This window comes from Bacillus salipaludis (genome assembly GCF_030938565.1).
GTDB classification, from domain to species: Bacteria; Bacillota; Bacilli; order Bacillales; family Cytobacillaceae; genus Neobacillus; species Neobacillus salipaludis_A.
Genome location: NZ_JAVGVR010000001.1, coordinates 5,193,079 through 5,216,492, shown reverse-complemented (window position 1 = coordinate 5,216,492; position 23,414 = coordinate 5,193,079). Strand labels below are relative to the sequence as shown.

Sequence of the window (23,414 nt, the reverse complement as noted above, 5' to 3'; positions counted from 1 at the left end):
ATTTCACTGAAAAATTGACATTTTTCGCTGCGTATGATGAAATTACTACGATATCTTATTATAATATTTTATTTATTATTGGTAATTTTGTGAACGTTTTACTGGCACAGGGGGGAGACTATTGGCAACTGAAAATAAAGGGCCAAATAAAGAAGCAATTAGAAAAAAATTATTGGAACATCAAAGTGAAGCAAAAATTGTCAGACGTATTGTCTTAATCATTTCGATCATCATTATTTTACTCATTGTTGTCATTGGCGGCGGCGGATATTTATACATTCAATCAGCACTCAAACCAGTGGATCCAAAGAGTAAAATATCAAAAAAGGTCGATATTCCAATCGGTTCATCTGTCACAGGAATAGCTGAAAGATTAGAGTCGAATGGAATTATTAAAAATGCAAAAGTATTTAAATACTATGTGAAATTAAAAAACGAGGGCGGATTTATGGCCGGAAATTATGAGCTAAGCCCTTCGATGGATATCCCGGAGATTGTCGGCCGTCTGAAAACAGGGAAGGTTCTCCAGCAGGCAGCCTTTAAGATTACCATTCCGGAAGGAAAGCAATTAAAAGAAATTGCCCATCTTATGGCAAAGGCAATCCATAAAAAAGATCAAGATGTGTTCAATCAATTAAATGATAAAAATTTTGTTAAAGGCATGATGGCGAAATACCCAATGTTATTAACAAATGAAATTCTAAATTACAATATCAAGTATCCACTTGAAGGATACTTGTACCCGGCAACCTATTCCTTTTATAAGAAAAATCCATCTGTCGAAGAAATAGTATCGGCGATGCTCGATAAAACAAAAACAGTATTATCGCAATATACAGCTGAAAGTGAAAAGAAAAAACTTTCAGTTCATCAACTGTTAACAATGGCATCGTTAATTGAAGAAGAGGCTACCGAAAAGGCAGACCGGAAAAAAATATCAAGTGTTTTTTATAATCGGCTAAAAAAGGGAATGCCCCTGCAGACGGACCCGACCGTGCTTTATGCACAGGGGAAACATAAGAAGAAAGTCTATTATGCAGATTTAGAAGTGAGTTCACCTTATAATACGTATAAAAATACCGGTTTACCTCCAGGTCCCATCTCGAATGCTGGGAAAATCTCCATAGAGGCCGCACTTCGCCCTGAAAAAACAGATTATTATTATTTTCTTGCTACAGCTGATGGGTCGGTTATTTTTACAAAAACACTTGCTGAGCACAATCAGGAAAAAGCCAAGCATATTTCCAATAAAAAATAGGTATAATTTAAGGGGGGAAATTAGCATTCCCCTTTTTTTTATGATAAAATAATTCAAGTGTTTTAATAAAGCAACCCATAGCGTTTCTGTGAACGCTATTTTTTCATGTCTAAAGAGAGCATTATGCTTTTATAGGATTGAGGTGAGTAGCTTGCATTACGAAAAGCTACATTCTTATATAGAAAATTTAATTTTGGATCGAATTCCATTGCTGCAGGAAATGGAAGAATTTGCAAAGAATCACCATGTCCCGATCATGGAACTGGCAGGAATCGAAGCGATGCTGCAACTTCTCAGGATACAGGATTCAAAAAAAATCCTCGAGGTTGGTACTGCGATTGGCTACTCGGCACTGCGCATGGCTTATACCTTACCCGATGCCAAAATTGCCACCATTGAACGAGATGAGGAGCGCTTTGCATTAGCAGAGGCCTTTATCAACCGTTCCGGAAAGAGTGAGCAAATTTCCCTTATTAAGGGGGATGCGCTGGAAGTCGAAGGCCTTGTGGCTGGCCATGCTCCATTTGATGCGATTTTCATTGATGCCGCAAAGGGCCAATATAAGAGGTTTTTTGATATTTATTCAAAGTTCCTTTCTTCAGGTGGAATGATTATCACGGATAATGTCCTATTTAAAGGACTTGTTTGTGAATCAGAAATCGAATCGAAACGAACAAGAAATCTTGTAAGAAAAATAGATGATTTTAATCGCTGGCTTATGGCCCATCCTGACTATGATACGATCATACTCCCTGTTGGTGATGGTGTGGCTATTAGTAAAAGAAGAGGTGAAAAAGAATGAAAAATCCAGAAATTTTAGTGACTCCTTTATCTGTAGAGGATATTCTGCCACTTGCAGAAGCCGGTGCAGATGCATTTGTAGTTGGAGAACAACGATATGGTTTGCGGTTAGCCGGTGAATTCAACCGTGAACAGGTTCAAAAAGCGATTGAACTTGCCCATTCTAAAGGAAAAAAAGTATATGTAGCCATGAATGCCATTTTTCATAATGAAAAAGTGGCGGAATTAAATGATTATATCCGTTTTGCTGAGGAGGCTAATGCGGATGCAATTATTTTCGGTGATCCTGCAGTATTATTGGCTGCTCGGGAAACTGCCCCAAACATGAAGTTACATTGGAGCACAGAGACAACCGGAACAAACTGGTATACCTGTAATTATTGGGGGAGAAAGGGCGCAAACCGGGCCGTTCTCGCACGTGAAGTAAATATGGATGCAATCGTTGAAATCAAGGAAAAAGCGGAAGTGGAAATTGAAGTTCTTGTTCATGGAATGAGCTGCATGTTCCAATCGAAGCGTTCCTTACTTGGTAACTATTATGAGTACCAAGGAAAAGTCATGGAAATCGAAAATCGTAAAATGCAAAAGAATATGTTCCTGCATGACAAAGAACGTGAAAATAAATATCCGATTTTTGAGGATGAAAACGGTACGCATATTATGAGTCCAAATGATATTTGTATCATTGATGAATTGCAGGATATGTTAGAGGCTGGCGTCGATTCTTTTAAAATTGACGGAATTCTGAAAAGCTCTGAATATATCCTTGAAGTGACAAAGGCATATCGAGAAGCCATTGATTTATATTTTAAAGATGAAGAGCTTTATGAAGATAAAAAAGAAGAATTATTAGCGGCCATTGAAGAAATTCAACCGCCTAATCGTCCTTTAGATACAGGGTTCTTTTTCAAAGAAACGGTTTATTAAAAGGAGGGAAATTGAATATGAGTATTGTTAAAGATAAAATATCAGAGATTATTGATGGTAAGCGCGTGATTGTTAAAAAACCCGAGCTGCTTGCACCTGCAGGAAATCTTGAAAAATTAAAAATCGCTGTTCAATATGGGGCTGACGCCGTATTTATCGGTGGCCAGGAATACGGCCTCCGCTCGAATGCCGATAACTTTACATTTGAGGAAATGAAAGAGGGCGTGGAATTTGCTAAAAAGTATGACGCAAAAATCTACGTAACCACTAATATTTATGCCCATAATGAAAATATTGATGGATTAGAAGAATATTTAATGGGCTTAAAAGAAGCTGGTGTAGCCGGAATTATCGTAGCAGACCCGTTGATTATTGAAACATGTAAAAGAGTGGCACCGGGTATTGAAATCCATCTTAGTACGCAACAATCTCTTTCTAACTGGAAAGCTGTCCAATTTTGGAAGGAAGAAGGCTTGGAGCGGGTGGTATTAGCACGCGAAACAAGTGCGGAAGAGATTAAAGAAATGAAAGAAAAAGTGGATATCGAAATTGAAACCTTTATCCATGGCGCCATGTGTATTGCCTATTCAGGACGTTGTACGTTAAGTAATCATATGACAGCACGGGATTCCAACCGCGGCGGCTGCTGTCAATCATGCCGCTGGGATTATGATTTATATCAACTCGAAGGCGAACAAACGGAAGCTCCGCAATTTGCTGAGAATGATGCGCCATTTGCGATGAGTCCGAAAGACCTAAATTTGATCAAAGCCATACCGCAAATGATTGAAATAGGAATCGACAGCTTGAAAATTGAAGGACGGATGAAATCGATTCACTATATTGCCACAGTTGTTAGTGTATATCGTAAAGTCATCGATGCCTACTGTGCAGATCCTGAGAATTTTGTCATCAAGCGTGAATGGTTAGAAGAGCTTGATAAATGCGCAAACCGTGAAACGGCACCGGCATTTTTTGAAGGCGTTCCAGGGTATAAAGAGCAAATGTTTGGTAATCATAGCAAGAAGACAACGTTTGAATTTGTCGGCCTTGTGTTGGATTATAACGAGGAGACGCAAATGGTTACCCTTCAGCAGCGTAATCATTTTAAACCGGGAGATGAAGTCGAATTCTTCGGTCCGGAAGTTCAAAACTTTACGCATGTCATTGATAAAATATGGGATGAAAAGGGTCAAGAGTTGGATGCTGCAAGACATCCGCTTCAAATTGTACAATTTAAATTGGACAAACCGGTTTACCCTAACAACATGATGCGAAAGGAGAACTAAAATGCGCAAACCGGTTGTTATTGGTGTAACCGGCGGCTCCGGCTCCGGAAAAACCAGTGTAACAAAAGCTATTTACGATAGCTTTAAAGGACATTCCATCCTTATGCTTGAGCAGGATTATTACTATAAGGATCAAAGCGAGCTCCCTTTTGAGGAACGGCTGAAAACGAATTATGATCATCCGCTTGCATTTGATAATGATTTGCTAATTGACCATATTGAAAGGCTTTTGCGCTATGAACCGATTGAAAAGCCAGTATATGATTACGCGCTTCATACCCGTTCAGATAAAATTATTCCTGTTGAACCAAAAGATGTTATAATCTTAGAAGGAATCATGGTTCTCGAGGACGAACGTCTTCGGAATTTAATGGATATTAAACTCTACGTGGATACTGATGCCGATTTAAGAATTATCCGCCGAATGCAGCGTGATATTAAAGAACGGGGCCGGACATTGGATTCAGTCATTGATCAATATGTGAACGTTGTACGGCCTATGCATAATCAATTTATCGAACCTTCGAAACGGTATGCGGATGTTATTATTCCTGAAGGCGGACACAATCATGTAGCAATTGATTTAATGGTCACAAAAATTCAAACAATTCTTGAACAAAAGTCATTTTTATGAAACAATAACAAATAATAGCCTAATTGATTCCAATTTGGAAAAATATTATTGCGGCGCGCCCTGATAAAAGGACGCGCTCCTATGCATTTACAAAAGATGCATACAACCTACATATATCTCAAACACAATCTTTTGGGGGATTGTGATACTAGAAGGAGTGAGAAGTTTTGGCAGCAGAAAAAGTATTTCCAATGACACAGGCTGGTAAAGAAAAACTTGAACAGGAACTTGAATACCTAAAATCCGTTAAGCGGAAAGAGGTAGTGGAGCGGATTAAAATTGCCAGAAGTTTTGGTGACTTATCTGAGAACTCTGAGTATGATTCAGCGAAAGAAGAGCAAGCATTTGTCGAAGGCCGTATTACCACATTAGAAAACATGATTCGAAATGCAAAGATCATCGAAGAAGGCGAAATGGCAAGTGATTCCGTAACCCTAGGAAGATCGGTAACATTTATTGAACTTCCTGATGGTGAAGAAGAAACCTATACGATTGTCGGCAGCGCCGAAGCAGATCCATTCGAAGGGAAAATCTCGAATGATTCACCAATCGCGAGAAGCCTTATAGGTAAAAAGGTTGGAGACGAAGTCTCTGTACAAACTCCAGGCGGCGAAATGAGCGTTAGAATTATTACCATTAAATAATAAAACAGAATAAATTGTTTGAAATTTCCAAACCTCGTCAAAACTTTTGACGAGGTGTTTTTTATGTGGAGAAGACGAGCAAAAGGATGGCTTTTCATCTGTATTTTCTTTTTAACGTTTTTATTATTCCGGCTTATGCAGATTCAATTAATGGATACAGAGTCTTTCTCCAAGCATCATATTAATTTGTTGGAGGAAAGCGTTAAACAGCGAACTCAGGAATTAGTGATTGACAATGGCAGAGGGGATTTTCTAGACCGGAATGGAAATATGCTGGCCTATAAAAAGGAATCAGTTCTTGTGCTTTTTCCTTTTTTAAAAAAAATGAATTGGGATGTTGAGAAGGTTTCGTCCATTACTGGTATTCCTCAAGAATCTCTTCAGCATGCGGTTGAAACAGCTAAAAAACCATTTGCCTATGGGAATCCAGAACCCTTGGAATTAACCCATTCACAGGTGGAAAGAATTAATGCACTGGAAATTCCAGGTGTCTTTGCGATTGATAAAAAGTTTGAAAGGGCAACTGTTCCCGCTGAGCAATTAATTGGTCTTACAGGTGAGAATCTAAAGGTAATGATGGAGCGTTATCCAAAAAAGGATCTTCCAAGGGAAACCTTAATCGGAGTGTCCGGCTTAGAGAAAAGCTTTGATGAATTTCTGCTTCCTGAAGGGAAATCAAAGCTTGTTTATCATGTTGATGGTGATGGTGCTCCGCTATTCGGGATAAATGTAAAGTATGTTGACCCTGCCAACCCGTTTTATCCTGTTAATGTAAAAACCACTATTGATAAAAAAATCCAGAAAAAGGCAGAAGAAATCGTCGATAAATATAAAATTAAAAAGGGCGGTTTAGTGCTTTTAGATATTAAAGATAACAGTATTTTAGCAATGGTATCCCGTCCTCATGTAAATAAACAGGATCCATACAATGGTTCAGGAGTCGCAAATCGAATGTTGAAGCAGCAAATTATGGGGTCCGTTTTTAAAACTGTGGTAGCTGCTGCTGCTATTGATCAAAATCTAGATAATCCGGCAAGGTTATTTAATTGCAGTAAGAAAATTAATGGTGAGCCTGAGGTGAAATATGATTACGGAGAATTGAATTTTTCCGAAAGCTTTGCCAGAAGCTGTAATCGTACTTTCGGTGAACTCGCAAAAGAATTACAGAAAATCGATCCAAGTCTATTAGAACAATACGCAGCTAAATTATCATTAATTGGCCCTGTTGGCTGGACGGGGGATGTCTATCATACGAACGATTTTAAACAGCTCGGTGAAGAGGAGAAAGGCCGGGTGTTTCTGTCTGATGCAGCTAGAAAGGACCCTAATTATGTTTCGATGTCCGGTATTGGCCAGCATGAGGTAAGATCCACCCCGTTAGCTGTTGCCAACATGATGGCCACTATTGCTAGAGGCGGTAAAAATGAAATGGTCAGGGCAGTGTCTAAGATTCAATATAAAAATGGGACAACAATGGTGAATTTTCCTCTGCAGGAATTGCCAGGTGATACGATTTCCCCTTATACCGCTATGAAATTGCAAAAATTGTTAAGGGAAGTTGTAATAAACCCAAATGGTACCGGAAAATGGTTTCAGGACCTGCGCTATGAGGTTGCCGGGAAATCAGGTACTGCTGAAACGGGTAAGTTTCAGGACGGAAAGCAGCTTCATAATAAATGGTTTGCAGGGTATTTTCCTTATGAGAGCCCTAAATATGCGCTGGTAGCTGTAAATTTAGATGTGTATGACAATGAGGGCGGGGTTAATTTATTATTTGCTGACATGGTCAAAATGCTTTATGCCTATGATCAGGAGAGTGAATAGTCTTTTCGATTGGTTTTGAGTGATATCTCTTCAAGTTCACGGAGAATCATGGTAGAATGTTGACAGCCTTATTTTTAGGAGGAGAGTAACTTGAATAACGATTTTGATTCTCGTTCGGGATACAGAGCAAAACGTAAAAAGACAAATTTAATATTAAATGGTTTGATTGTCGTTGTAATCGTCTTAATAGTTTTCGTTGCTTACAGAATCTTTGCGTCAGGTGATAGCAGCGCGTCACCGAAAAATGATGTTCAACATACAACTGAAAAACAAACAACACAAAATAAGAATCAAACTGATTCAGCTGAGGAAACCAATGCATCTGTAGCAGATGAAAATGCTTCCTCTGATACTGCAACAGACGGTACATCAGTAGAGGATCAAGAAGGCAGTACAAATGATTCCCAGGAAGAAGCTACAGACAAAGAAAGTACCGCCAATGACGAAAAAACTACTGAAAACAAAGATTGGAAACCAGTAGGGACTACGCAAACAGGTGAACATACCCCAGTATATGACACCAGCTCGGCAGATTGGCAGGAGATGCTTAATGCTATATCCTATGCAACGGGCTTAGACCAAAATAATATGATTGTATGGCATCTTGGCAGGGACCGAAGCAAACAGAATGCTTCGATTGGTACGGTATCATCAAAAGATAAAAAACAAAATTATACAGTCTATATTGAATGGGTTGACGGTCAAGGCTGGAAGCCGACAAAAGTAGATAAAAACTAAGGATGGGCCTAGCGGCTTCATCCTTTTTTAGGCTTGTGCTATTCCATGTTGGCTTTTAAACAAAGTAATTGGAACGGAAATCAAAAACCAGGTTTAACCATATATATTGAGTAAAAAAATGTATTATGGTAACATAGTATTCGTCTAATCCATAGTATGCTTATAGGAATTATATGTTTGCATCAGGAGTGTGGAAATAATGGGCAGAGAATTTTTAGATCTATTTGAACAATGGGCAGATTCATATGATGATACAGTCATTGGCCGTGATCAAGAATATAAAGAAGTATTTTCCGGATATGAGGAAATTTTAGAGTTAACAGCTTTCCAGTCTTCTGGTCATGTGGTAGAGTTTGGGGTTGGAACTGGAAATCTGACTAAAAAGCTACTAGCACGTGGTTTAATCGTAACAGGGATTGAGCCTTCCTCGTCCATGAGGGAAATTGCTCTCCAAAAACTAAATAACCAAGTCGTGGTTCTTGATGGCGATTTTCTAGAGTTTCCAGAGATCAAAAACATCGACACATTTGTAAGCACCTATGCCTTCCATCACCTGACAGATGATGAAAAAGCCTTTGCAGTTGAAAAATATAGCAAGCTGCTTTCAAAAGGTGGTAAAATAGTGTTCGCGGATACGATGTATGAATCCGAGGAAGATTACTATCATGCAATAGAAAAAGCAAAAAGCGAAGGCTTTCATAATCTGGCAAACGATTTGGAAACTGAATACTATACAACAATTCCCGTTTTAAAAGATATATTGGAAAATAACGGATTTAGTGTTTCATTTAAAAAGTGCAACGAGTTTGTCTGGTTAATGGAAGGAATAAAACGCTAAGAAAAGCAAAAGCGCCTAGGTGCAGTAGCTGGACTGGAAAGAGGTTAAGGAATGAAAATCGCAATCATTGGAGCTATGGAAGAAGAAGTAACTTTACTAAGAGATCATATCGAGGGAAGAAGTCAAGAAACAGTGGCAGGCTGTGAATTTACATTTGGCCAAATGCATGGGGTAGAAGTGATTTTGCTTCGTTCCGGAATTGGAAAAGTAAATGCTGCCATGTCAACGACTATTCTCCTTGAAAAATATAAGCCTGACTATATTATTAATACGGGATCTGCAGGAGGCTTTAACCCATCACTTAACGTAGGGGATGCGGTGATATCAACTGAGGTTCGTCATCACGATGTAGATGTAACGGCTTTTGGCTATGAATATGGGCAGGTTCCCCAGCTCCCTGCTGCATTTACCGCAGATGAAAAATTAATTTCCATTGCAGAAGAAGCTGCAAAAGAGCTAGAAAATTTCCAAATTGTAAAAGGCTTAATCGCCACAGGAGATTCCTTCATGGAAGATCCTGCACGGGTTGATTTTGTCCGTTCTAAATTTAATGACCTGCAGGCTGTTGAAATGGAAGCTGCTGCAATTGCACAAGTATCCCATCAATTCGGTGTTCCATTTGTCATCATTCGTTCCCTTTCAGATATTGCAGGTAAAGAATCAGAAGTTTCCTTTGACCAGTTTATTGATCAGGCAGCACGGCATTCAGCTACTTTAGTAATGAAGATGGTAGCAGCATTAAGATAGACTTTGAAAGTGGTGGGAAAATGAATGTTTACAATAATGTTCATGAATTAATTGGTCATACACCTATTGTAGAAATTACGCAGTTTCCATTACCTACGGGTGTTCGTTTATTTGCAAAGCTGGAGTTCATGAATCCGGGTGGCAGTGTAAAGGACCGGCTCGGTGTTGAATTACTAAACGATGCCATTAAGAGTGGAAAAATACGTGAAGGCAGTACCGTCATCGAACCAACCGCAGGGAATACGGGGATTGGCCTGGCACTTGCAGCCATCAATAAAGGCATCCAGATCATTTTATGTGTACCGGAAAAATTCAGTATTGAAAAACAGGAGTTAGTGAAGGCGCTTGGCGCAAAAATTGTTCACACTCCAACGGAAAAAGGAATGAAGGGCGCTATTGCAAGAGCGGAGGAACTTCTTAAGGAAATTCCAAATTCTTATTGCCCACAGCAATTTGGTAATCCGGCAAACCCTGAGACGTATTATAAAACACTCGGCCCGGAAATTTGGGAGCAACTGGATGGCCAGGTGGATGTTTTTATAGCTGGAGCAGGAACCGGCGGAACTTTTATGGGAACGGCCCGGTATTTAAAGGACCAGAAAAAAGAAGTAAAAACAGTTATCGTAGAACCGGAGGGGTCCATCTTAAACGGAGGAGAATCCGGTCCGCATAAAACGGAAGGAATTGGAATGGAGTTTCTTCCAGGATATATGGACCCAGCCTATTTTGATTCGATTTATACGGTTTCCGATGACGATGCATTTGCCCTTGTAAAGGAATTAGCGGCAAAAGAGGGCTTACTTGTCGGAAGCTCTACAGGTGCGGCATTTTATGCTGCCTTAAAAGAGGCAGAAATAGCAAAACCAGGGACAAATATTGTTGTCATCTTCCCTGATGGCAGTGAACGATACTTGAGTAAAAAGATTTTTGAAGGGGGACTTTAGGGTGAAAAGGAAAACAAAATTAATACATGGCGGCATTAGTGAAGACCCGGCAACAGGTGCGGTATCATTTCCAATTTATCAAGTAAGTACGTATAAACAAGAGGGGGTAGGAGGCCATAAAGGCTTTGAGTATTCTCGAACCGGGAATCCAACCAGACACGCACTTGAAGAGCTGATTAAAGATATTGAGGGTGGTAAGGCAGGTTTTGCCTTTGGCTCTGGTATGGCGGCGATTACTGCCGTTTTCATGCTGTTTAACAGCGGTGATCATGTCATTCTAACAGATGATGTATATGGCGGTACCTTCCGTGTGATGACCAAGGTCTTAAACAGAGTCGGGATCGATTCCACTTTTGTTGATACAAGTAATTTAGAAAATATTAAAAAGGAAATTAGACCAAACACAAAAGCCATTTACTTAGAAACACCAACCAATCCGCTTTTAAAGGTAACCGATATTGAAGCAGCGGCTATGATGGCAAAAGAACATAATCTGTTAACGATTGTTGATAATACCTTCTCAACACCATATTGGCAAAACCCTCTTGAGTTTGGAGTAGATATTGTCCTTCATAGTGCGACTAAATATATTGGTGGGCATAGTGATGTCGTTGCAGGTCTAGTTGTTGTGAACGACGACCAGCTTGCCGAAGACCTTCATTTTGTTCAAAATTCCACTGGCGGAATTTTAGGGCCTCAGGACTCATGGCTTCTGATTAGAGGGATAAAAACATTAGGAATTCGCATGGAAGAAACGGAAGCAAATACAAAGGAAATTGTTGAATTTTTGCAATCACACCCTAATGTGAAAAAGGTCTATTATCCTGGGCTTGAAACCCATCCAAATCATGCTATTGCGAAAAAACAAGCCCGCGGTTTTGGCGGTATGGTTTCATTTGATGTTGGCAGTGCGGAAAATGCCGACAAATTATTAAGCAGGGTAAAATACTTTACGTTAGCTGAAAGTCTCGGCGCTGTAGAAAGTTTAATTTCTGTACCGGCTAGAATGACCCATGCATCAATCCCTGCCGAGCGTCGTGCGGAATTAGGAATTGTAGATGGTTTGGTCCGTATTTCCGTTGGACTCGAGGATGTTGAAGATTTAATCGATGATTTGAAACAAGCGTTAAAATAAATCTCTTGACCCGGCTCAGATGCAGCCGGGTTTTTCAGTTCACTTTTTCTAAAATTTACATCCGCTTTCCATTTGGTTTCTATGTTAAAGTAGGTTAGTAGATTTTAAGAAAAGCAGGTGAACAGCATTGAAAATACAAACAAAATATCTTTTTGAGAAGATGGTGGACTTTAAACGGTTTGCAACTGTCTTATTAGCTGTCGGTGTCTTTTTTACTTAGGCGTAATCATTCCATCCGGGTCAAAGGATCCAACGGATTTAAATATTATGATGCTTGTATCAGCAAGTTTTTTAGCTGTTTCCATTTTATTTTTTGCTCAGTCGAAAATTTACAAATTGAAATTAATGGAAATAGAAGATGACCATGAACATAACTCAAATTAATTAGCGTTCCAAAAAGTGACGTTCAGATTGTCGAGAAAGGTAATTTTTCTCGGCAATTTTTAATTTTGTTAAATGATCTTTATTAAAAGGTTGTCCATGCTAATGGGCCTGTTGATTTCCGCTCCAGGTGCTTCGCTTTCCGCGGGCGTGCCGGGGAGCCTCCTCGGCGCTTTGGCGCCCGTGGGGTCTCCCCTGCCCCGTACTCCCGCAGGACACTGAATTGCTTCCTTGAATCCGCCCACGCACGAAGAAAATGCGTTAGCATTTTCGAGGAGTCTTCGCACCTTCCGCTCCAATCAACAGGGAGCTTTTTCCTAGTACTCCTCCCATATATGTCGTGTTAGGGCTAATAACTTATTTTTCAGATAAGGGGCCTGTTGATTCGGACTCAATCATCTTTGAAATCAACATCCCTGTGGATTATGACTCCATTCAACTCAATCGGCTTTGAAATCAACATCCCTGTCTGAATTAGGGCTCCATCCGGACTTGACCGTCTTTGAAAATAGCATCCCCTGTCTGAATCAGAGCCCCATTCGGACTTGGCCGTCTTCAAAATCAGCATCCTTGTCTGAATTAGGGTTCCATTTGGACACGATCATCTTCGAAATTAACATCCCTGTCTGAATCAGGGCTCGATTCGGACTCAATCATCTTCGAAATCAACAATCCTGTCTGAAGCAGGGCTCCATTCGGACACGACCGGCTTAGAAATCCACAACCATGTCTAAATCAAGGCTTCATTCGGACTCATCGTCTTGGAATCATCAAATTTGTACAATAGTATTTTTGCGAGTAAATTTAGTAAGAGAGCAACAAAGTTTACGAAAATAGCCTTTTAAAAAAAATATGGGGAACAAATGGGCATCATTATCCTCGTTGGGAATGAAAATTTTATCCATTACGGAGAAAAAACTATATATTTGTCAATCAGGCGAAAAGGTGGTTGTCCGGAACTTATACATCAATAAAAACAAATTCAAATTCCCTTTAGCTAGGCTCTTTTGGCTTAAAAAATAAATTTAACACTTATTTTTATTAATTTATTGAGAGTTGTAGAATTTTTAAATCAACAGACCAGTTGAACAGCCTATATATTATGCTTTTTATATAAATTAACGCAGTGAATTGTTAAAGTAAGTGAATGAAATAAAAGGCTATGAAAGTTGTTCGCGCCTTCGAAAAGGGACGCTTATTTTTTTGCCTATTTTGAAAAAATTGCTAAAAAAAGGTTTACAAAGTAATTTGATGTGGATATAATTACCGTAGTTAGTAAAAAATTCTAAAAGGAGGTCGAATCAAATGATGATGTTATTAATTCCATCAGCAGCGAAATTTAATAAACTAAATAATGTGCATTCGACCAGACTGGAATGGATTGCTTAACGTATTTTACAATACATATCCATGCCGCAGGGAGAATGACGCCTTGCGGTATTTTTGTGCCTAAAATTAGCTAATGCTAAAAAGCCGCAGGAGGAGTTGCTTCTTGCGGCCTTTTTGTGCCCTTTTTATAGTCCCTTTGGATATGTACTGCATAATGTGTAGAGGTTGTATAAATTTCTTTAAAGGAGGTGAACCAATATGACCCTGAATATTTTATTCTTTTCAATTACGATCAAAAAACGAAAAATGAGCCTTGAAGAAGCTGTTCAGCAGGAAATGGTTGAAAAGCTATATGAGCAAACAAAAGATCGTCAAAGCTCCATGTATCACATATTCTAATTGCTGCTTGAAAAATAAATCTGTTTTAGGAGGTGAAATCTAATGACCCTGAATATTTTATTCCTTTCGATTACGATTAAGAAACGCCGGATCAGTGTTGAGGAAGCAATGCATCAAGAAATGGTAGAGAAGCTTTACGAGGAAAATAGAGATCGGCAAATTTCAATGCATCATTGGATGTAAGTTCCAAAAATTCGCTAACAAAGAAAGGTGGTTTTATATATGATTTATTTCATTCAAGGAAGAAAAGCTAGTTTGTGGGTTATGAAAGATACCACCTAACGAACGTTAAATAGGAGGTTATGGTAATGCCGTTGCATGTTGTTTTATTATCACTTTTCCTAAGGGGTAAGAAAAAGAAGTCATCATGAATCTGTTTATCATATACTTTGATCGTTAACAAAATGTTCACAACCCTTGAAGATAGATACTGTGAAAATATGATAAATTCTAATTAGACATAGCAGAATCATTCTTAAAGGGGTGGGGAATATGTTGTTTATGGTTGCACTTTCTCTTGTCATTACAGGAGCGATTGCCTGTTATATCGCCGCAGAGGTAGCAGCATAATGATTAAACTCAAGCACCAACCGTTCCAATGGTTGGTGCTTATTTTATTCGACTTCGAGAATTTGTCCAGCTCCAGCGCCTAGCCCTCGAGATTGCTTCGGCCCTGCCAATGAAGTCAAAGAACGACTTCACCGTCAGGTCCTCCAGCACTTGGCTGCAGAAAGCTAACGCTTTCTGTACGCATTAAGTGCGACTAAGTCTTTGGCTTCGCTACGCTCGCCAACCGACTAGTCTTACTATATCGGGGCTGGACAAGGCGCTTCCGCTTTTCTTATAAGAAATAAAAAATAATGGACAGACACAATCTCCCTGTTTTCTACATAGGAATTAGTTATAGGCACTAGTCTAATATGGCTCGGGGGTGGAGATGCATGTCTGGAATTTTTACGGCTCTCGGTTATTTAGTAAAGGAATTTCTTTTTCTTGTTTCCTATGTAAAAAATAATGCCTTTCCACAGCCCTTGTCTGCTGCTGAGGAAAGAAAATATCTTCGTTTAATGGCAGAAGGGGATCCACATGCACGCAATATGCTGATTGAACATAATCTTCGTCTTGTCGCCCATATCGTCAAAAAGTTTGAAAATACTGGTGAGGATTCAGAGGATTTAATTTCAATCGGAACCATTGGACTGATTAAAGCAATCGAGAGCTATTCTGAAGGAAAAGGAACAAAGCTTGCCACTTATGCCGCAAGATGTATTGAAAATGAAATTCTCATGCACTTAAGGGCCCTGAAGAAAACAAAAAAAGATGTTTCCCTTCACGACCCGATTGGGCAGGACAAAGAAGGAAACGAAATTTCTCTCATTGATGTACTCAAATCAGAATCAGAGGATGTTATCGACACCATTCAATTAAATATGGAACTTGAAAAAATCAGAAAATACATTGATGTCCTTGATGATCGGGAAAAAGAAGTCATTATTGGCCGCTTTGGACTGGATTTGCAAAAAGAAAAAACCCAACGGGAAATTGCAAAAGAACTTGGGATTTCAAGAAGTTATGTATCGAGGATTGAAAAGCGAGCCCTTATGAAAATGTTCCATGAATTTTATCGAGCGGAGAAAGATCGAAAGAAAAATCGCTAATGAAAAAATGGAGCGGGATTAATCCTGCTCCATTTTTCCATTCTTTAAGAGAACCTTCCAATTCTTACCGCCATCGGTTGTTTCATATACATCATTCTTATAGGTTGTGAAAGCAATTTCCTTCTTGTTTTTCGGATTAACTGCTAAATACGTAATCGGATTGTCATAATCCAAGAAAGGGATTTTCCAATTTTTTTGGCTTTCATTTTTAGGGTTAATGGTTTTTAATAAGATGTTTCCATCTTCAACACTTGAATATAAAAGGTCATTATCCATAAATGTTAAGGCTGTTACCATAACAGGATTTGTAATCAACTTCATTGTATTTCCATTGTCTTCTGAGTAATAAATACCTGACCTCGTTGACATGGCCATTAAATCACCATTAATAGGGTGAACGGCAATCATACCGAGCGAATCAGCGGTAAAATCTTTGAATTCACTCTTCTTCCAGCTCATCCCGTTATCCTTTGAATAATTGACACCGGGTGCTAGTTTGTCGCTTTGTTCTTCATTAATGACATAAATGCCATTTCCTGAAAAGCTTGCGGCCATGAAATGAAAATCCTTTTGACCGTAAAAAGCCAATTGATCGATTGTTTTGCCTTTATCTATGCTTTGAACTAATCCAAGCGGATTCTTTAAATCCGTTCCTTTTTGCGGATGACCGCTTGCCAGAAATCCCTTTTCGGTTGCTTGAAATCCCATATAGTCATGGAGATTGGCGGTTGTTTCAAACCATTTTGAATCCTTATACATTTTCAAGCCATCATGCGCGGCAATATAAAGCTTATTGTCATTGCCGGGATAACCAATCCCATGGATATGATCCACTTTTAAAGTCTTTGCCTCGATAATCTTATAGGAAATGTTAGTTTTAGAATTTTTTGTTTCTTCTTGTGGTTTCTGGCTTTGACCTTTATTTGAGCAGCCGGCGGCAACCATCATTAATCCTAATAAAATAGTAAAAGTAATCTTTTGAATCTTCACTTCTTCTCCTCCTGAACGAACCAAAAATCATAATCCTTCACGGATCTCTTACTGAATCCTTTTCCTTCCACTTATACCCCAGTCTCTGCAAAGTTGTCAAATTTCTAATTACTTTTCCTAAAAATAGAATTCTTTGAAATATAAACATATAATAAATTTGTACATATATAAAGGAGGGAAAAACATTGACAGCCGTTACATATTCAGATGTTTGGGATCTAGATGTGATTTTTAAAGGTGGGAGTGATTCTCCTGAATTTACTACTCACTTACAAAAAGCAGAACATTTAATTCAGCTGTTTCACACAAAGGTTAATCAGTGGACACCAAAAAATAATCTGGAGGATACGATCTATTTACATGAGTTATTAGTAGATTTTGAGAGCGTTGCCAAAAAGCTGCGTCAAGCCGGGGCGTTTGTTGGCTGCCTGCAGGCACAAAACACGGAGGATCAAAAGGCAAACCAACTTGATTCGAAAGTAACGAGTTTAAGTGCTGTTTTTCAGACAGCTCTTGCAGGCTTTGACAACCTACTAACTTCAATTGGCGATTCCATTTGGGGACAAATGCTAAAGGATGAATCATTGATTGACCTTTCTTTTGTGTTAAATGAACGCCGGGAACGGGCGAAGGATAAATTATCGAAGGAAGAAGAGGCATTAATCAATGCCCTTGGGGTAGATGGCTACCATGGATGGGGACAGTTATATGACTTAGTAGTAGGGAAAATTAAAATTCCATTTACAGAAAATAGCGAAGAAAAGCGGCTGTCAGTCGGTCAGGCATTTAATAAATTTTCAAGCCCTAATCGAGAGATTCGCGCCGAAGTATTTAAAAATTGGGAGCAAGCCTGGGGAGAGCAGGCAGATCTTTTAGCTAAAACATTGAATCACCTCGCAGGCTTTCGTTTAAGTGTTTACGAAAAAAGAGGCTGGGAAGATGTGCTAAAGGAACCGCTTACCATCAGCCGCATGGAAAAAGCAACACTTGAAACGATGTGGGCCGTCATAACAGAAAGTAAGGAATTGCTTGTCCAATATTTAAACCGAAAAGCAAAACTGCTGGGATTAGAAAAATTAAGCTGGTTTGATTTAGATGCCCCATATGGCAAGACGGAATCTAAAGTTTCCTATCAGGAAGGTGCAGAATTTATCCAACAGCAGTTTTCACATTTTGGCGAAAAAATGGCGGCATTTGCCCGAAAGGCTTTTGAAGAACAGTGGATTGAAGGCGAGGATCGTCCTGGAAAAGCACCAGGTGGTTTTTGTACCTTTTTTCCGGAAAGTAATCAATCACGAATTTTCATGACCTATTCCGGGACTCCATCCAATGTCTCCACTCTTGCGCATGAATTAGGGCACGGCTTCCACACATTTGCAATGAAAGGTGTCCACTATTTAAATCGAAATTACGCAATGAATGTTGCGGAAACAGCCTCTACCTTTGCTGAAATGATTGTTGCTGATGCCGCCGTAAAAAATGCAAAAAATGAAGAAGAAAAGCTTGTTCTCCTGGATGATAAAATTCAAAGAACGGTTGCCCTATTAATGAATATTCACGCGAGGTTCTTGTTCGAAACAAGCTTTTATGAAGAAAGAAAACAAGGTCCTGTGTCGTCAACAAGGTTAAATGAACTGATGCTCTCAGCGCAAAAAGAAGCGTATTGTGATGCCTTAGATGAATACCATCCATTATTTTGGGCCTCAAAGCTTCATTTCTTTATTACAGGGGTGCCGTTTTATAACTTCCCGTATACTTTTGGTTATTTATTCTCATTGGGGATTTATGCAAAGGCTCTTGCGGAAGGAAAAGGATATGAAGAAAAGTATATTGCTTTGTTGAGGGATACGGCTTCCATGACCGTAGAGGATCTGGCAGAGAAGCATCTGCAGGTAGATTTGACACAAAAGGATTTCTGGGAACAGGCCGTAAAACCTTGCTTGGATGATATTTTCGAATTCCTTGAATTAACGAAGGATAAGTAAGAACAATAAGCGAAAAGCCCGGCAAAAAGGATCGCCGGGCTTTTTCGATTAAATTATACTTTTTTAAGTTTAAAGGAACTGACCATAAGAAATGATAAAATAATAATGATGAATAAGAAGGTTTGAGGCGGCAGATAGGGAATTGCAAGAAAGCTTAGGGTGACTAAACAGCCTGCTGCTGTAATGGGTAATCCTGTAAAATACCCATTGCTTTCGGTAATGTTAAAACGTGCTAATCTAAAAGCACCACATCCGATGTAAAATACAGTAAAAAACGATCCGGGACCGCCAAAATCGTTTAAGATTCCTTGATACAATAATAGTGCCGGTGCGACTCCGAATGATATAATATCACTCATGGAATCCAATTGTTTACCTAGCTCTGATTCAATGTTGAATTTTCTGGCAATCATTCCGTCAAATCGATCGGCTAATGCTGCAATAAAGATTAATAACAGGCTTAATCTTAGGTTTCCGTGAATTCCTAAAACAATTGCAAAACCGCCTAATGATAGGTTTGTTAAGGTGATAACATTCGCTGTTTGGCTTTTAAGTTTTTTTATTGTTTGATCAACAACGTCCGATAAAAACATTTCCGCTCACTCCTTTTTAATTAAACGGGAGAGAATCAATTTTTCTAAGTATTTACTCTATAATATTTAATATTAAGGGTTTTATGACTAATCGTAAAGAGTATTTTTACACTATTTGGGGGGAATTCAATGCTACAGCCTTTTTATCGGCTACTAATCGAATTAACAAATGGAAGGTGGACATCGTTCCTGTTAAAACGGTTTGCCCGTTCTCGAATCAGCCGTATTGCTGTCCCGTCCTTTGCAAGGGTTTATCGATTAAATCAGGAGGATATCGAAAATTCTTTTCAAGATTTTCCTACACTTCATGATCTTTTTATTCGAAAGCTGCGGAAAGATGCGAGACCGGTGGATCTAAGTTCAAATGCAGTTGTAAGCCCGGTAGATGCCGTAATTGAAGATATTGGACCCATTAAAGAAACCAGCGAAATTGTGGTTAAGGGTAAAATCTATTCAATAGAAGAGATGCTGGGAGATCGTTCAGTGTTAGAAAAGTATTTAAATGGGAAGTACATTATTCTTTATTTGAGTCCAAGTCATTATCATCGCATTCATAGTCCCGTTGATGGCACCATTACAAAACAATGGACTTTAGGAAGGAAATCCTATCCGGTGAACAAATGGGGCCTGAAATATGGTGTAAGAACCCTTGCAAAAAACTTCCGGGTGATCACGGAGCTTGAAACTCAATTTGGACATGCGGCTGTTGTAAAAGTGGGGGCAATGTTTGTTAATTCGATTGAAACCACCCACAATGGAAGTCAATTAAAAAAAGGCGAAGAAATGGCTTATTTTAGTTTTGGTTCTACCGTGGTCTTACTATTTGAAAAAGGGATGTTCGAAATGGACTCCTCTATCCATCCGCCAAAAGAAATTAAGGTTGGAGAGAAAATTGGAAAAATTGGTAAATGAACCTGCGATCACGGCACTTAAATGTGCCGTTTTCAAATGCAAAGAAAAAAGCCCGTAATCGGGCGTATTCAAAAATGGTTAGGAAGAAATTTTAATTTTATTAAATAGAGAACGCCGGTGAATTTCCGTTTCAATGAGGCGAATAAAATCAGTACTTAAATTTAATTCTCTAGCTTTATAATAGGATTCAATCAATAATTCATCTGAAAGTTTACGCATGGCAGAATTCACCTCCAATTTAATGGTTCTATAAAGATAAAAACAAACATATAATGTAGATTCATTTGCTGTAACCTAAATCTACCAAATATATTAAATTAGAACAACCGTTCCAGTTATCCACATAAATGGGTGGATAACTTGTGATTAATTTGTTTATAAATTTTCAAAATCTGGATATTTCAATGGGTATAATGTTAATAATGTTATCCACAAAAGCCTAAAAAGGAGGATTTTGTCGAAAAATATTTTTAAATAAATAATATACTTTGAAACAAAGGGTAAAATTGGTTATGATGATACAAGGAAAAGCAGAGCAGCTTGATTTGGTGCTTAAGCTAGACAATTCTTAAAGTCCTATTTAATGAGGTGTAAGCTTCGTGTTAAAGCAATTTTTACCGGATGAACATGTGAAGAGCATTCTAGACATAAATCCAAATGAATTAAAAAAACGAGGGATTAAGGGAATTATTACCGATTTAGATAATACCCTTGTCGAGTGGGACCGTCCCAATGCAACCCCTCAATTAATTTCTTGGTTTGATGAAATGAAAAAACATAATATTCTTGTCACGATTGTTTCAAATAATAATGAAGATCGTGTGAAGGCATTTTCTGACCCACTGAGAATTCCGTTTATCTTTCGAGCACGTAAGCCGATGGGACCTGCTTTCCAGAAGGCGATTTCCCAAATGGGCATTAAAAAAGAAGAAACAGTGGTAATTGGGGATCAGCTATTAACAGATGTACTAGGCGGGAATCGGAGCGGATTATATACCATCCTTGTCGTTCCTGTTGCGCAAACCGATGGGTTTTTTACTAAATTCAACCGTTTTGCCGAACGAAGAATTATGAATTGGTTTCGTAAAAGAGGCTTAATTCAATGGGAGGATTAATGTGTGAGTGAACAGCAAAATATTTGCCTGGGCTGCGGTGTTAAGGTTCAGACGGATGACCCAAGTGAATTGGGTTACGCACCGAAAGCTGCATTAGAAAAAGAAATCTTAATTTGTCAAAGATGTTTTCGGTTAAAGCATTATAATGAAGTTCAAGATGTCAGCTTAACCGATGATGACTTTTTAAAAATATTAAATGGACTTGGCAGCACAGATGCCCTGATTGTTATGCTGGTCGATATCTTTGATTTTAATGGCAGCTGGCTGCCTGGTTTACACAGGTTTGTTGGTAATAATAAGGTACTTCTTGTTGGAAATAAGGTGGATTTATTACCGAAGTCGGTAAAGCATCATAAATTAATCAACTGGATGAAACAGGAATCAAGAGAACTAGGCTTAAGACCGGAGGAAATTCTTCTCGTTAGTGCGGCCAAAGGGCAGTATATTAAAGAGGCAGCAGCCGTTATCGATGAAATGCGTGACGGAAAGGATGTATATGTGGTCGGTTGTACCAATGTAGGAAAATCGACTTTTATTAATCGAATTATTAAAGAAGTAACCGGGGAAGAGGATGTTATCACCACATCACATTTTCCTGGTACTACCTTGGATATTATTCAAATCCCGCTTGATGATGGGAATTCCTTAACTGACACACCTGGAATTATTAATCACCATCAAATGGCCCATTTTGTTGATAAACGTGATTTAAAAGTGATTACACCGAAAAAAGAAATCAAGCCAAAGGTGTTCCAATTAAATGAGGGACAAACTTTATTTTTTGGCGGACTGGCTAGATTTGATTATGTCAGCGGGGGTCGAAAATCTTTTGTATGTTACGTTTCAAATGAATTAAATATTCACCGCACTAAGACAGAAAACGCGGAAGATCTTTATCAAAATCATGTTGGCGAAATGCTGACCCCTCCACGACAGGAGCAGCTGGATACGTTTCCGGAGCTTGTCAAACAAGAATATGTGATTAAAGAAGGAAAAACAGATGTTGTTTTTTCCGGACTCGGCTGGGTAACCGTTAACGAACCCGGTGCAACCGTTGTTGCATACGTACCAAAAGGCGTACAAACCTTATTAAGGAAATCATTAATATAAAGAGAGAATGGGGAGAAACAGGTGAAAAAGCTTTTTGCAGTGTTGGGAGATCCGATTGGGCACTCGATGTCCCCAGTCATGCATAATGACTTATTTTCTTTTTATAATATCGATGCGCATTATCTTCCTTTTCAAGTGAAACCAGAGAATTTAGGGGATGCCGTAAAAGGCTTAAAGGCCATCGGTGCCGGGGGATTTAATGTTACTATACCGCATAAAAGTGCAATCATCCCTTTTTTGGATGAAGTGGATGAATTAGCTCTTCAGATTGGGGCAGTTAATACAGTTGTAAATAAAAACGGCAAATTCATTGGCTATAATACAGATGGATTAGGGTTTTTAAAAGGCTTGGCTGATGACGGTCTTTCAATAACCGAAAGCAAAGTATTAATTATTGGCGCTGGCGGGGCAGCAAGGGGGATTTACTTTACGATTGCAAAAAGCGGACCAAAAGCTGTCGATATTGCCAATCGGACGGTTGAAAAGGCTGCGAAATTGGTTGAGGAATGTCCATTCCAAATCCCTTCAAAAGCGATTTCGTTATCCGAAGCAGCTGAAACAATGGGAGAATATGACTTAATTATTCAAACGACCATGAGTGGGATGTCCCCGAATCTTGATGAGCAGCCAGTAAGCATGGAAAATATTCAAGATCAGGCACTTGTTTGTGATATCATATACAATCCGCTTGAAACAAAGCTTTTACGAGAAGCAAAACAAAAAGGTGCCAGGATTCAAATTGGAATAGAGATGTTTGTGTATCAAGGGGCACTTGCATTTGAAAAATGGACAGGTATTTTCCCTGATGCTAAAAGAATGAGAGAGAATGTTTTACAACAGCTGGGAGGCACATCAAATGTTAACAGGTAAACAAAAAAGGTTTTTACGATCAAAAGCGCATCACCTAGACCCTATTTTTCAAGTAGGCAAGGGTGGCGTAAATGAAAATATGATTAAACAAATTTCGGATGCCCTAGAGGCAAGGGAATTGTTTAAGATCAGCATTTTGCAAAACTGCGATGAGGATAAAAATGTAGTGGCTGAGCAGCTTGCTGAAGGCACAGGGGCTGAAATTGTCCAAATTATTGGTCATACAATTGTCCTCTATAAGGAATCTCTCGAAAAAAAGCAAATTGTACTACCATAAGAAACTAGGGAGGCGC

General features: G+C 38.9%; 24 protein-coding genes and 1 pseudogene. 22 read left to right on the top strand and 3 right to left on the bottom strand.

Going from position 1 to position 23,414, the window contains the following annotated elements:
• Positions 1-121: 121 nt before the first annotated feature.
• The 16 genes and pseudogenes from mltG to sigK all read left to right on the top strand — a co-directional run bounded on the left by mltG (position 122) and on the right by sigK (position 15,546).
• The gene (mltG, locus tag RCG21_RS26010; protein WP_133334469.1) at positions 122-1,258 is read left to right on the top strand and encodes an endolytic transglycosylase MltG; all 1,137 of its coding nucleotides are present in this window, start codon (positions 122-124) and stop codon (positions 1,256-1,258) included.
• Positions 1,259-1,409: 151 nt separating this feature from the next.
• Entirely contained in the window at positions 1,410-2,060 is a 651-nt protein-coding gene (locus RCG21_RS26005) for an O-methyltransferase (RefSeq protein ID WP_133334470.1), read from the top strand.
• Positions 2,057-2,986, top strand: a complete 930-nt coding sequence (locus RCG21_RS26000; protein WP_133334471.1) for a peptidase U32 family protein — start codon at positions 2,057-2,059, stop codon at positions 2,984-2,986. Before RCG21_RS26005 ends, RCG21_RS26000 begins: the two co-directional genes overlap by 4 nt.
• A gap of 17 nt (positions 2,987-3,003) precedes the next feature.
• A complete protein-coding gene (locus tag RCG21_RS25995; protein ID WP_133334472.1) occupies positions 3,004-4,275 on the top strand; it encodes a peptidase U32 family protein in 1,272 nt (423 codons plus the stop codon).
• 1 nt (position 4,276) lies between these two features.
• Positions 4,277-4,909, top strand: a complete 633-nt coding sequence (gene udk / locus RCG21_RS25990) for a uridine kinase (protein WP_133334473.1) — start codon at positions 4,277-4,279, stop codon at positions 4,907-4,909.
• 167 nt (positions 4,910-5,076) lie between these two features.
• Positions 5,077-5,553, top strand: coding sequence for a transcription elongation factor GreA (gene greA / locus RCG21_RS25985; protein ID WP_133334474.1), 477 nt, complete (start codon positions 5,077-5,079; stop codon positions 5,551-5,553).
• 63 nt (positions 5,554-5,616) lie between these two features.
• Positions 5,617-7,377: a peptidoglycan D,D-transpeptidase FtsI family protein gene (locus tag RCG21_RS25980; protein ID WP_133334475.1), complete on the top strand. Its 1,761-nt coding sequence runs from the start codon at positions 5,617-5,619 to the stop codon at positions 7,375-7,377.
• A gap of 90 nt (positions 7,378-7,467) precedes the next feature.
• Positions 7,468-8,115, top strand: coding sequence for a YrrS family protein (locus tag RCG21_RS25975; RefSeq protein WP_133334476.1), 648 nt, complete (start codon positions 7,468-7,470; stop codon positions 8,113-8,115).
• A 199-nt stretch (positions 8,116-8,314) separates the two neighbouring features.
• Positions 8,315-8,953, top strand: coding sequence for a class I SAM-dependent DNA methyltransferase (locus RCG21_RS25970; protein WP_133334477.1), 639 nt, complete (start codon positions 8,315-8,317; stop codon positions 8,951-8,953).
• A gap of 51 nt (positions 8,954-9,004) precedes the next feature.
• Positions 9,005-9,700 carry a 5'-methylthioadenosine/S-adenosylhomocysteine nucleosidase gene (gene mtnN / locus RCG21_RS25965; protein WP_133334478.1) on the top strand — a complete coding sequence of 232 codons (696 nt, stop codon included), beginning with the start codon at positions 9,005-9,007 and terminating at the stop codon, positions 9,698-9,700.
• Positions 9,701-9,720: 20 nt separating this feature from the next.
• The gene (cysK, locus tag RCG21_RS25960; protein WP_133334479.1) at positions 9,721-10,644 is read left to right on the top strand and encodes a cysteine synthase A; all 924 of its coding nucleotides are present in this window, start codon (positions 9,721-9,723) and stop codon (positions 10,642-10,644) included.
• Between the two features lies 1 nt (position 10,645).
• A complete protein-coding gene (locus RCG21_RS25955; protein WP_133334480.1) occupies positions 10,646-11,779 on the top strand; it encodes a bifunctional cystathionine gamma-lyase/homocysteine desulfhydrase in 1,134 nt (377 codons plus the stop codon).
• Between the two features lie 160 nt (positions 11,780-11,939).
• Positions 11,940-12,163 (top strand): annotated as a pseudogene (locus tag RCG21_RS25945) (YrhC family protein).
• Between the two features lie 1,584 nt (positions 12,164-13,747).
• Positions 13,748-13,888 (top strand): YrzI family small protein, encoded by a 141-nt coding sequence (locus RCG21_RS25940; protein ID WP_081810617.1) that lies wholly within the window; start codon positions 13,748-13,750, stop codon positions 13,886-13,888.
• A gap of 42 nt (positions 13,889-13,930) precedes the next feature.
• The gene (locus RCG21_RS25935; RefSeq protein ID WP_308913891.1) at positions 13,931-14,071 is read left to right on the top strand and encodes a YrzI family small protein; all 141 of its coding nucleotides are present in this window, start codon (positions 13,931-13,933) and stop codon (positions 14,069-14,071) included.
• A gap of 758 nt (positions 14,072-14,829) precedes the next feature.
• Positions 14,830-15,546 (top strand): RNA polymerase sporulation sigma factor SigK, encoded by a 717-nt coding sequence (gene sigK, locus RCG21_RS25930; protein ID WP_133334483.1) that lies wholly within the window; start codon positions 14,830-14,832, stop codon positions 15,544-15,546.
• Positions 15,547-15,564: 18 nt separating this feature from the next.
• Here sigK and RCG21_RS25925 read toward each other — a convergent pair whose 3' ends face one another.
• Complete coding sequence (locus tag RCG21_RS25925) at positions 15,565-16,536, bottom strand: F510_1955 family glycosylhydrolase (RefSeq protein WP_133334484.1); 972 nt, start codon at positions 16,534-16,536, stop codon at positions 15,565-15,567.
• Between the two features lie 185 nt (positions 16,537-16,721).
• Between RCG21_RS25925 and RCG21_RS25920 the strand changes: the two genes are divergently transcribed.
• Positions 16,722-18,521 carry a M3 family oligoendopeptidase gene (locus tag RCG21_RS25920; protein ID WP_133334485.1) on the top strand — a complete coding sequence of 600 codons (1,800 nt, stop codon included), beginning with the start codon at positions 16,722-16,724 and terminating at the stop codon, positions 18,519-18,521.
• Between the two features lie 53 nt (positions 18,522-18,574).
• Here RCG21_RS25920 and pssA read toward each other — a convergent pair whose 3' ends face one another.
• Complete coding sequence (pssA, locus tag RCG21_RS25915) at positions 18,575-19,114, bottom strand: CDP-diacylglycerol--serine O-phosphatidyltransferase (protein ID WP_026572376.1); 540 nt, start codon at positions 19,112-19,114, stop codon at positions 18,575-18,577.
• 129 nt (positions 19,115-19,243) lie between these two features.
• On the opposite strand from pssA, the gene RCG21_RS25910 reads away from it, so the two are divergent.
• Entirely contained in the window at positions 19,244-20,026 is a 783-nt protein-coding gene (locus tag RCG21_RS25910) for a phosphatidylserine decarboxylase (protein ID WP_133334486.1), read from the top strand.
• A 78-nt stretch (positions 20,027-20,104) separates the two neighbouring features.
• On the opposite strand, the gene RCG21_RS25905 is transcribed toward RCG21_RS25910, so the two are convergent.
• Positions 20,105-20,245, bottom strand: a complete 141-nt coding sequence (locus tag RCG21_RS25905) for a sporulation histidine kinase inhibitor Sda (RefSeq protein WP_133334487.1) — start codon at positions 20,243-20,245, stop codon at positions 20,105-20,107.
• Positions 20,246-20,625: 380 nt separating this feature from the next.
• Here RCG21_RS25905 and RCG21_RS25900 point away from each other — a divergent pair, with 380 nt between their 5' ends.
• From RCG21_RS25900 to yhbY, 4 genes are read left to right on the top strand one after another with little or no spacing between them, the layout of a single operon-like run.
• Positions 20,626-21,141: a YqeG family HAD IIIA-type phosphatase gene (locus tag RCG21_RS25900; protein WP_133334488.1), complete on the top strand. Its 516-nt coding sequence runs from the start codon at positions 20,626-20,628 to the stop codon at positions 21,139-21,141.
• A gap of 3 nt (positions 21,142-21,144) precedes the next feature.
• Positions 21,145-22,251 (top strand): ribosome biogenesis GTPase YqeH, encoded by a 1,107-nt coding sequence (gene yqeH, locus RCG21_RS25895; protein WP_308913890.1) that lies wholly within the window; start codon positions 21,145-21,147, stop codon positions 22,249-22,251.
• 21 nt (positions 22,252-22,272) lie between these two features.
• The gene (gene aroE / locus RCG21_RS25890) at positions 22,273-23,121 is read left to right on the top strand and encodes a shikimate dehydrogenase (protein ID WP_133334490.1); all 849 of its coding nucleotides are present in this window, start codon (positions 22,273-22,275) and stop codon (positions 23,119-23,121) included.
• Positions 23,108-23,398: a ribosome assembly RNA-binding protein YhbY gene (gene yhbY, locus RCG21_RS25885; RefSeq protein ID WP_026572382.1), complete on the top strand. Its 291-nt coding sequence runs from the start codon at positions 23,108-23,110 to the stop codon at positions 23,396-23,398. Before aroE ends, yhbY begins: the two co-directional genes overlap by 14 nt.
• Positions 23,399-23,414 lie beyond the last annotated feature (16 nt).

Bases quoted from the DNA above. Each gene is read 5' to 3' on its own strand.
- RCG21_RS26000 (WP_133334471.1), top strand. From the start codon at position 2,057: ATGAAAAATCCAGAAATTTTAGTGACTCCTTTATCTGTAGAGGATATT.
- RCG21_RS25995 (WP_133334472.1), top strand. From the start codon at position 3,004: ATGAGTATTGTTAAAGATAAAATATCAGAGATTATTGATGGTAAGCGC.
- udk (WP_133334473.1), top strand. From the start codon at position 4,277: ATGCGCAAACCGGTTGTTATTGGTGTAACCGGCGGCTCCGGCTCCGGA.
- RCG21_RS25980 (WP_133334475.1), top strand. From the start codon at position 5,617: ATGTGGAGAAGACGAGCAAAAGGATGGCTTTTCATCTGTATTTTCTTT.
- RCG21_RS25970 (WP_133334477.1), top strand. From the start codon at position 8,315: ATGGGCAGAGAATTTTTAGATCTATTTGAACAATGGGCAGATTCATAT.
- mtnN (WP_133334478.1), top strand. From the start codon at position 9,005: ATGAAAATCGCAATCATTGGAGCTATGGAAGAAGAAGTAACTTTACTA.
- cysK (WP_133334479.1), top strand. From the start codon at position 9,721: ATGAATGTTTACAATAATGTTCATGAATTAATTGGTCATACACCTATT.
- RCG21_RS25940 (WP_081810617.1), top strand. From the start codon at position 13,748: ATGACCCTGAATATTTTATTCTTTTCAATTACGATCAAAAAACGAAAA.
- RCG21_RS25935 (WP_308913891.1), top strand. From the start codon at position 13,931: ATGACCCTGAATATTTTATTCCTTTCGATTACGATTAAGAAACGCCGG.
- sigK (WP_133334483.1), top strand. From the start codon at position 14,830: ATGTCTGGAATTTTTACGGCTCTCGGTTATTTAGTAAAGGAATTTCTT.
- pssA (WP_026572376.1), bottom strand. From the start codon at position 19,114: ATGTTTTTATCGGACGTTGTTGATCAAACAATAAAAAAACTTAAAAGC.
- RCG21_RS25910 (WP_133334486.1), top strand. From the start codon at position 19,244: ATGCTACAGCCTTTTTATCGGCTACTAATCGAATTAACAAATGGAAGG.
- RCG21_RS25905 (WP_133334487.1), bottom strand. From the start codon at position 20,245: ATGCGTAAACTTTCAGATGAATTATTGATTGAATCCTATTATAAAGCT.
- yhbY (WP_026572382.1), top strand. From the start codon at position 23,108: ATGTTAACAGGTAAACAAAAAAGGTTTTTACGATCAAAAGCGCATCAC.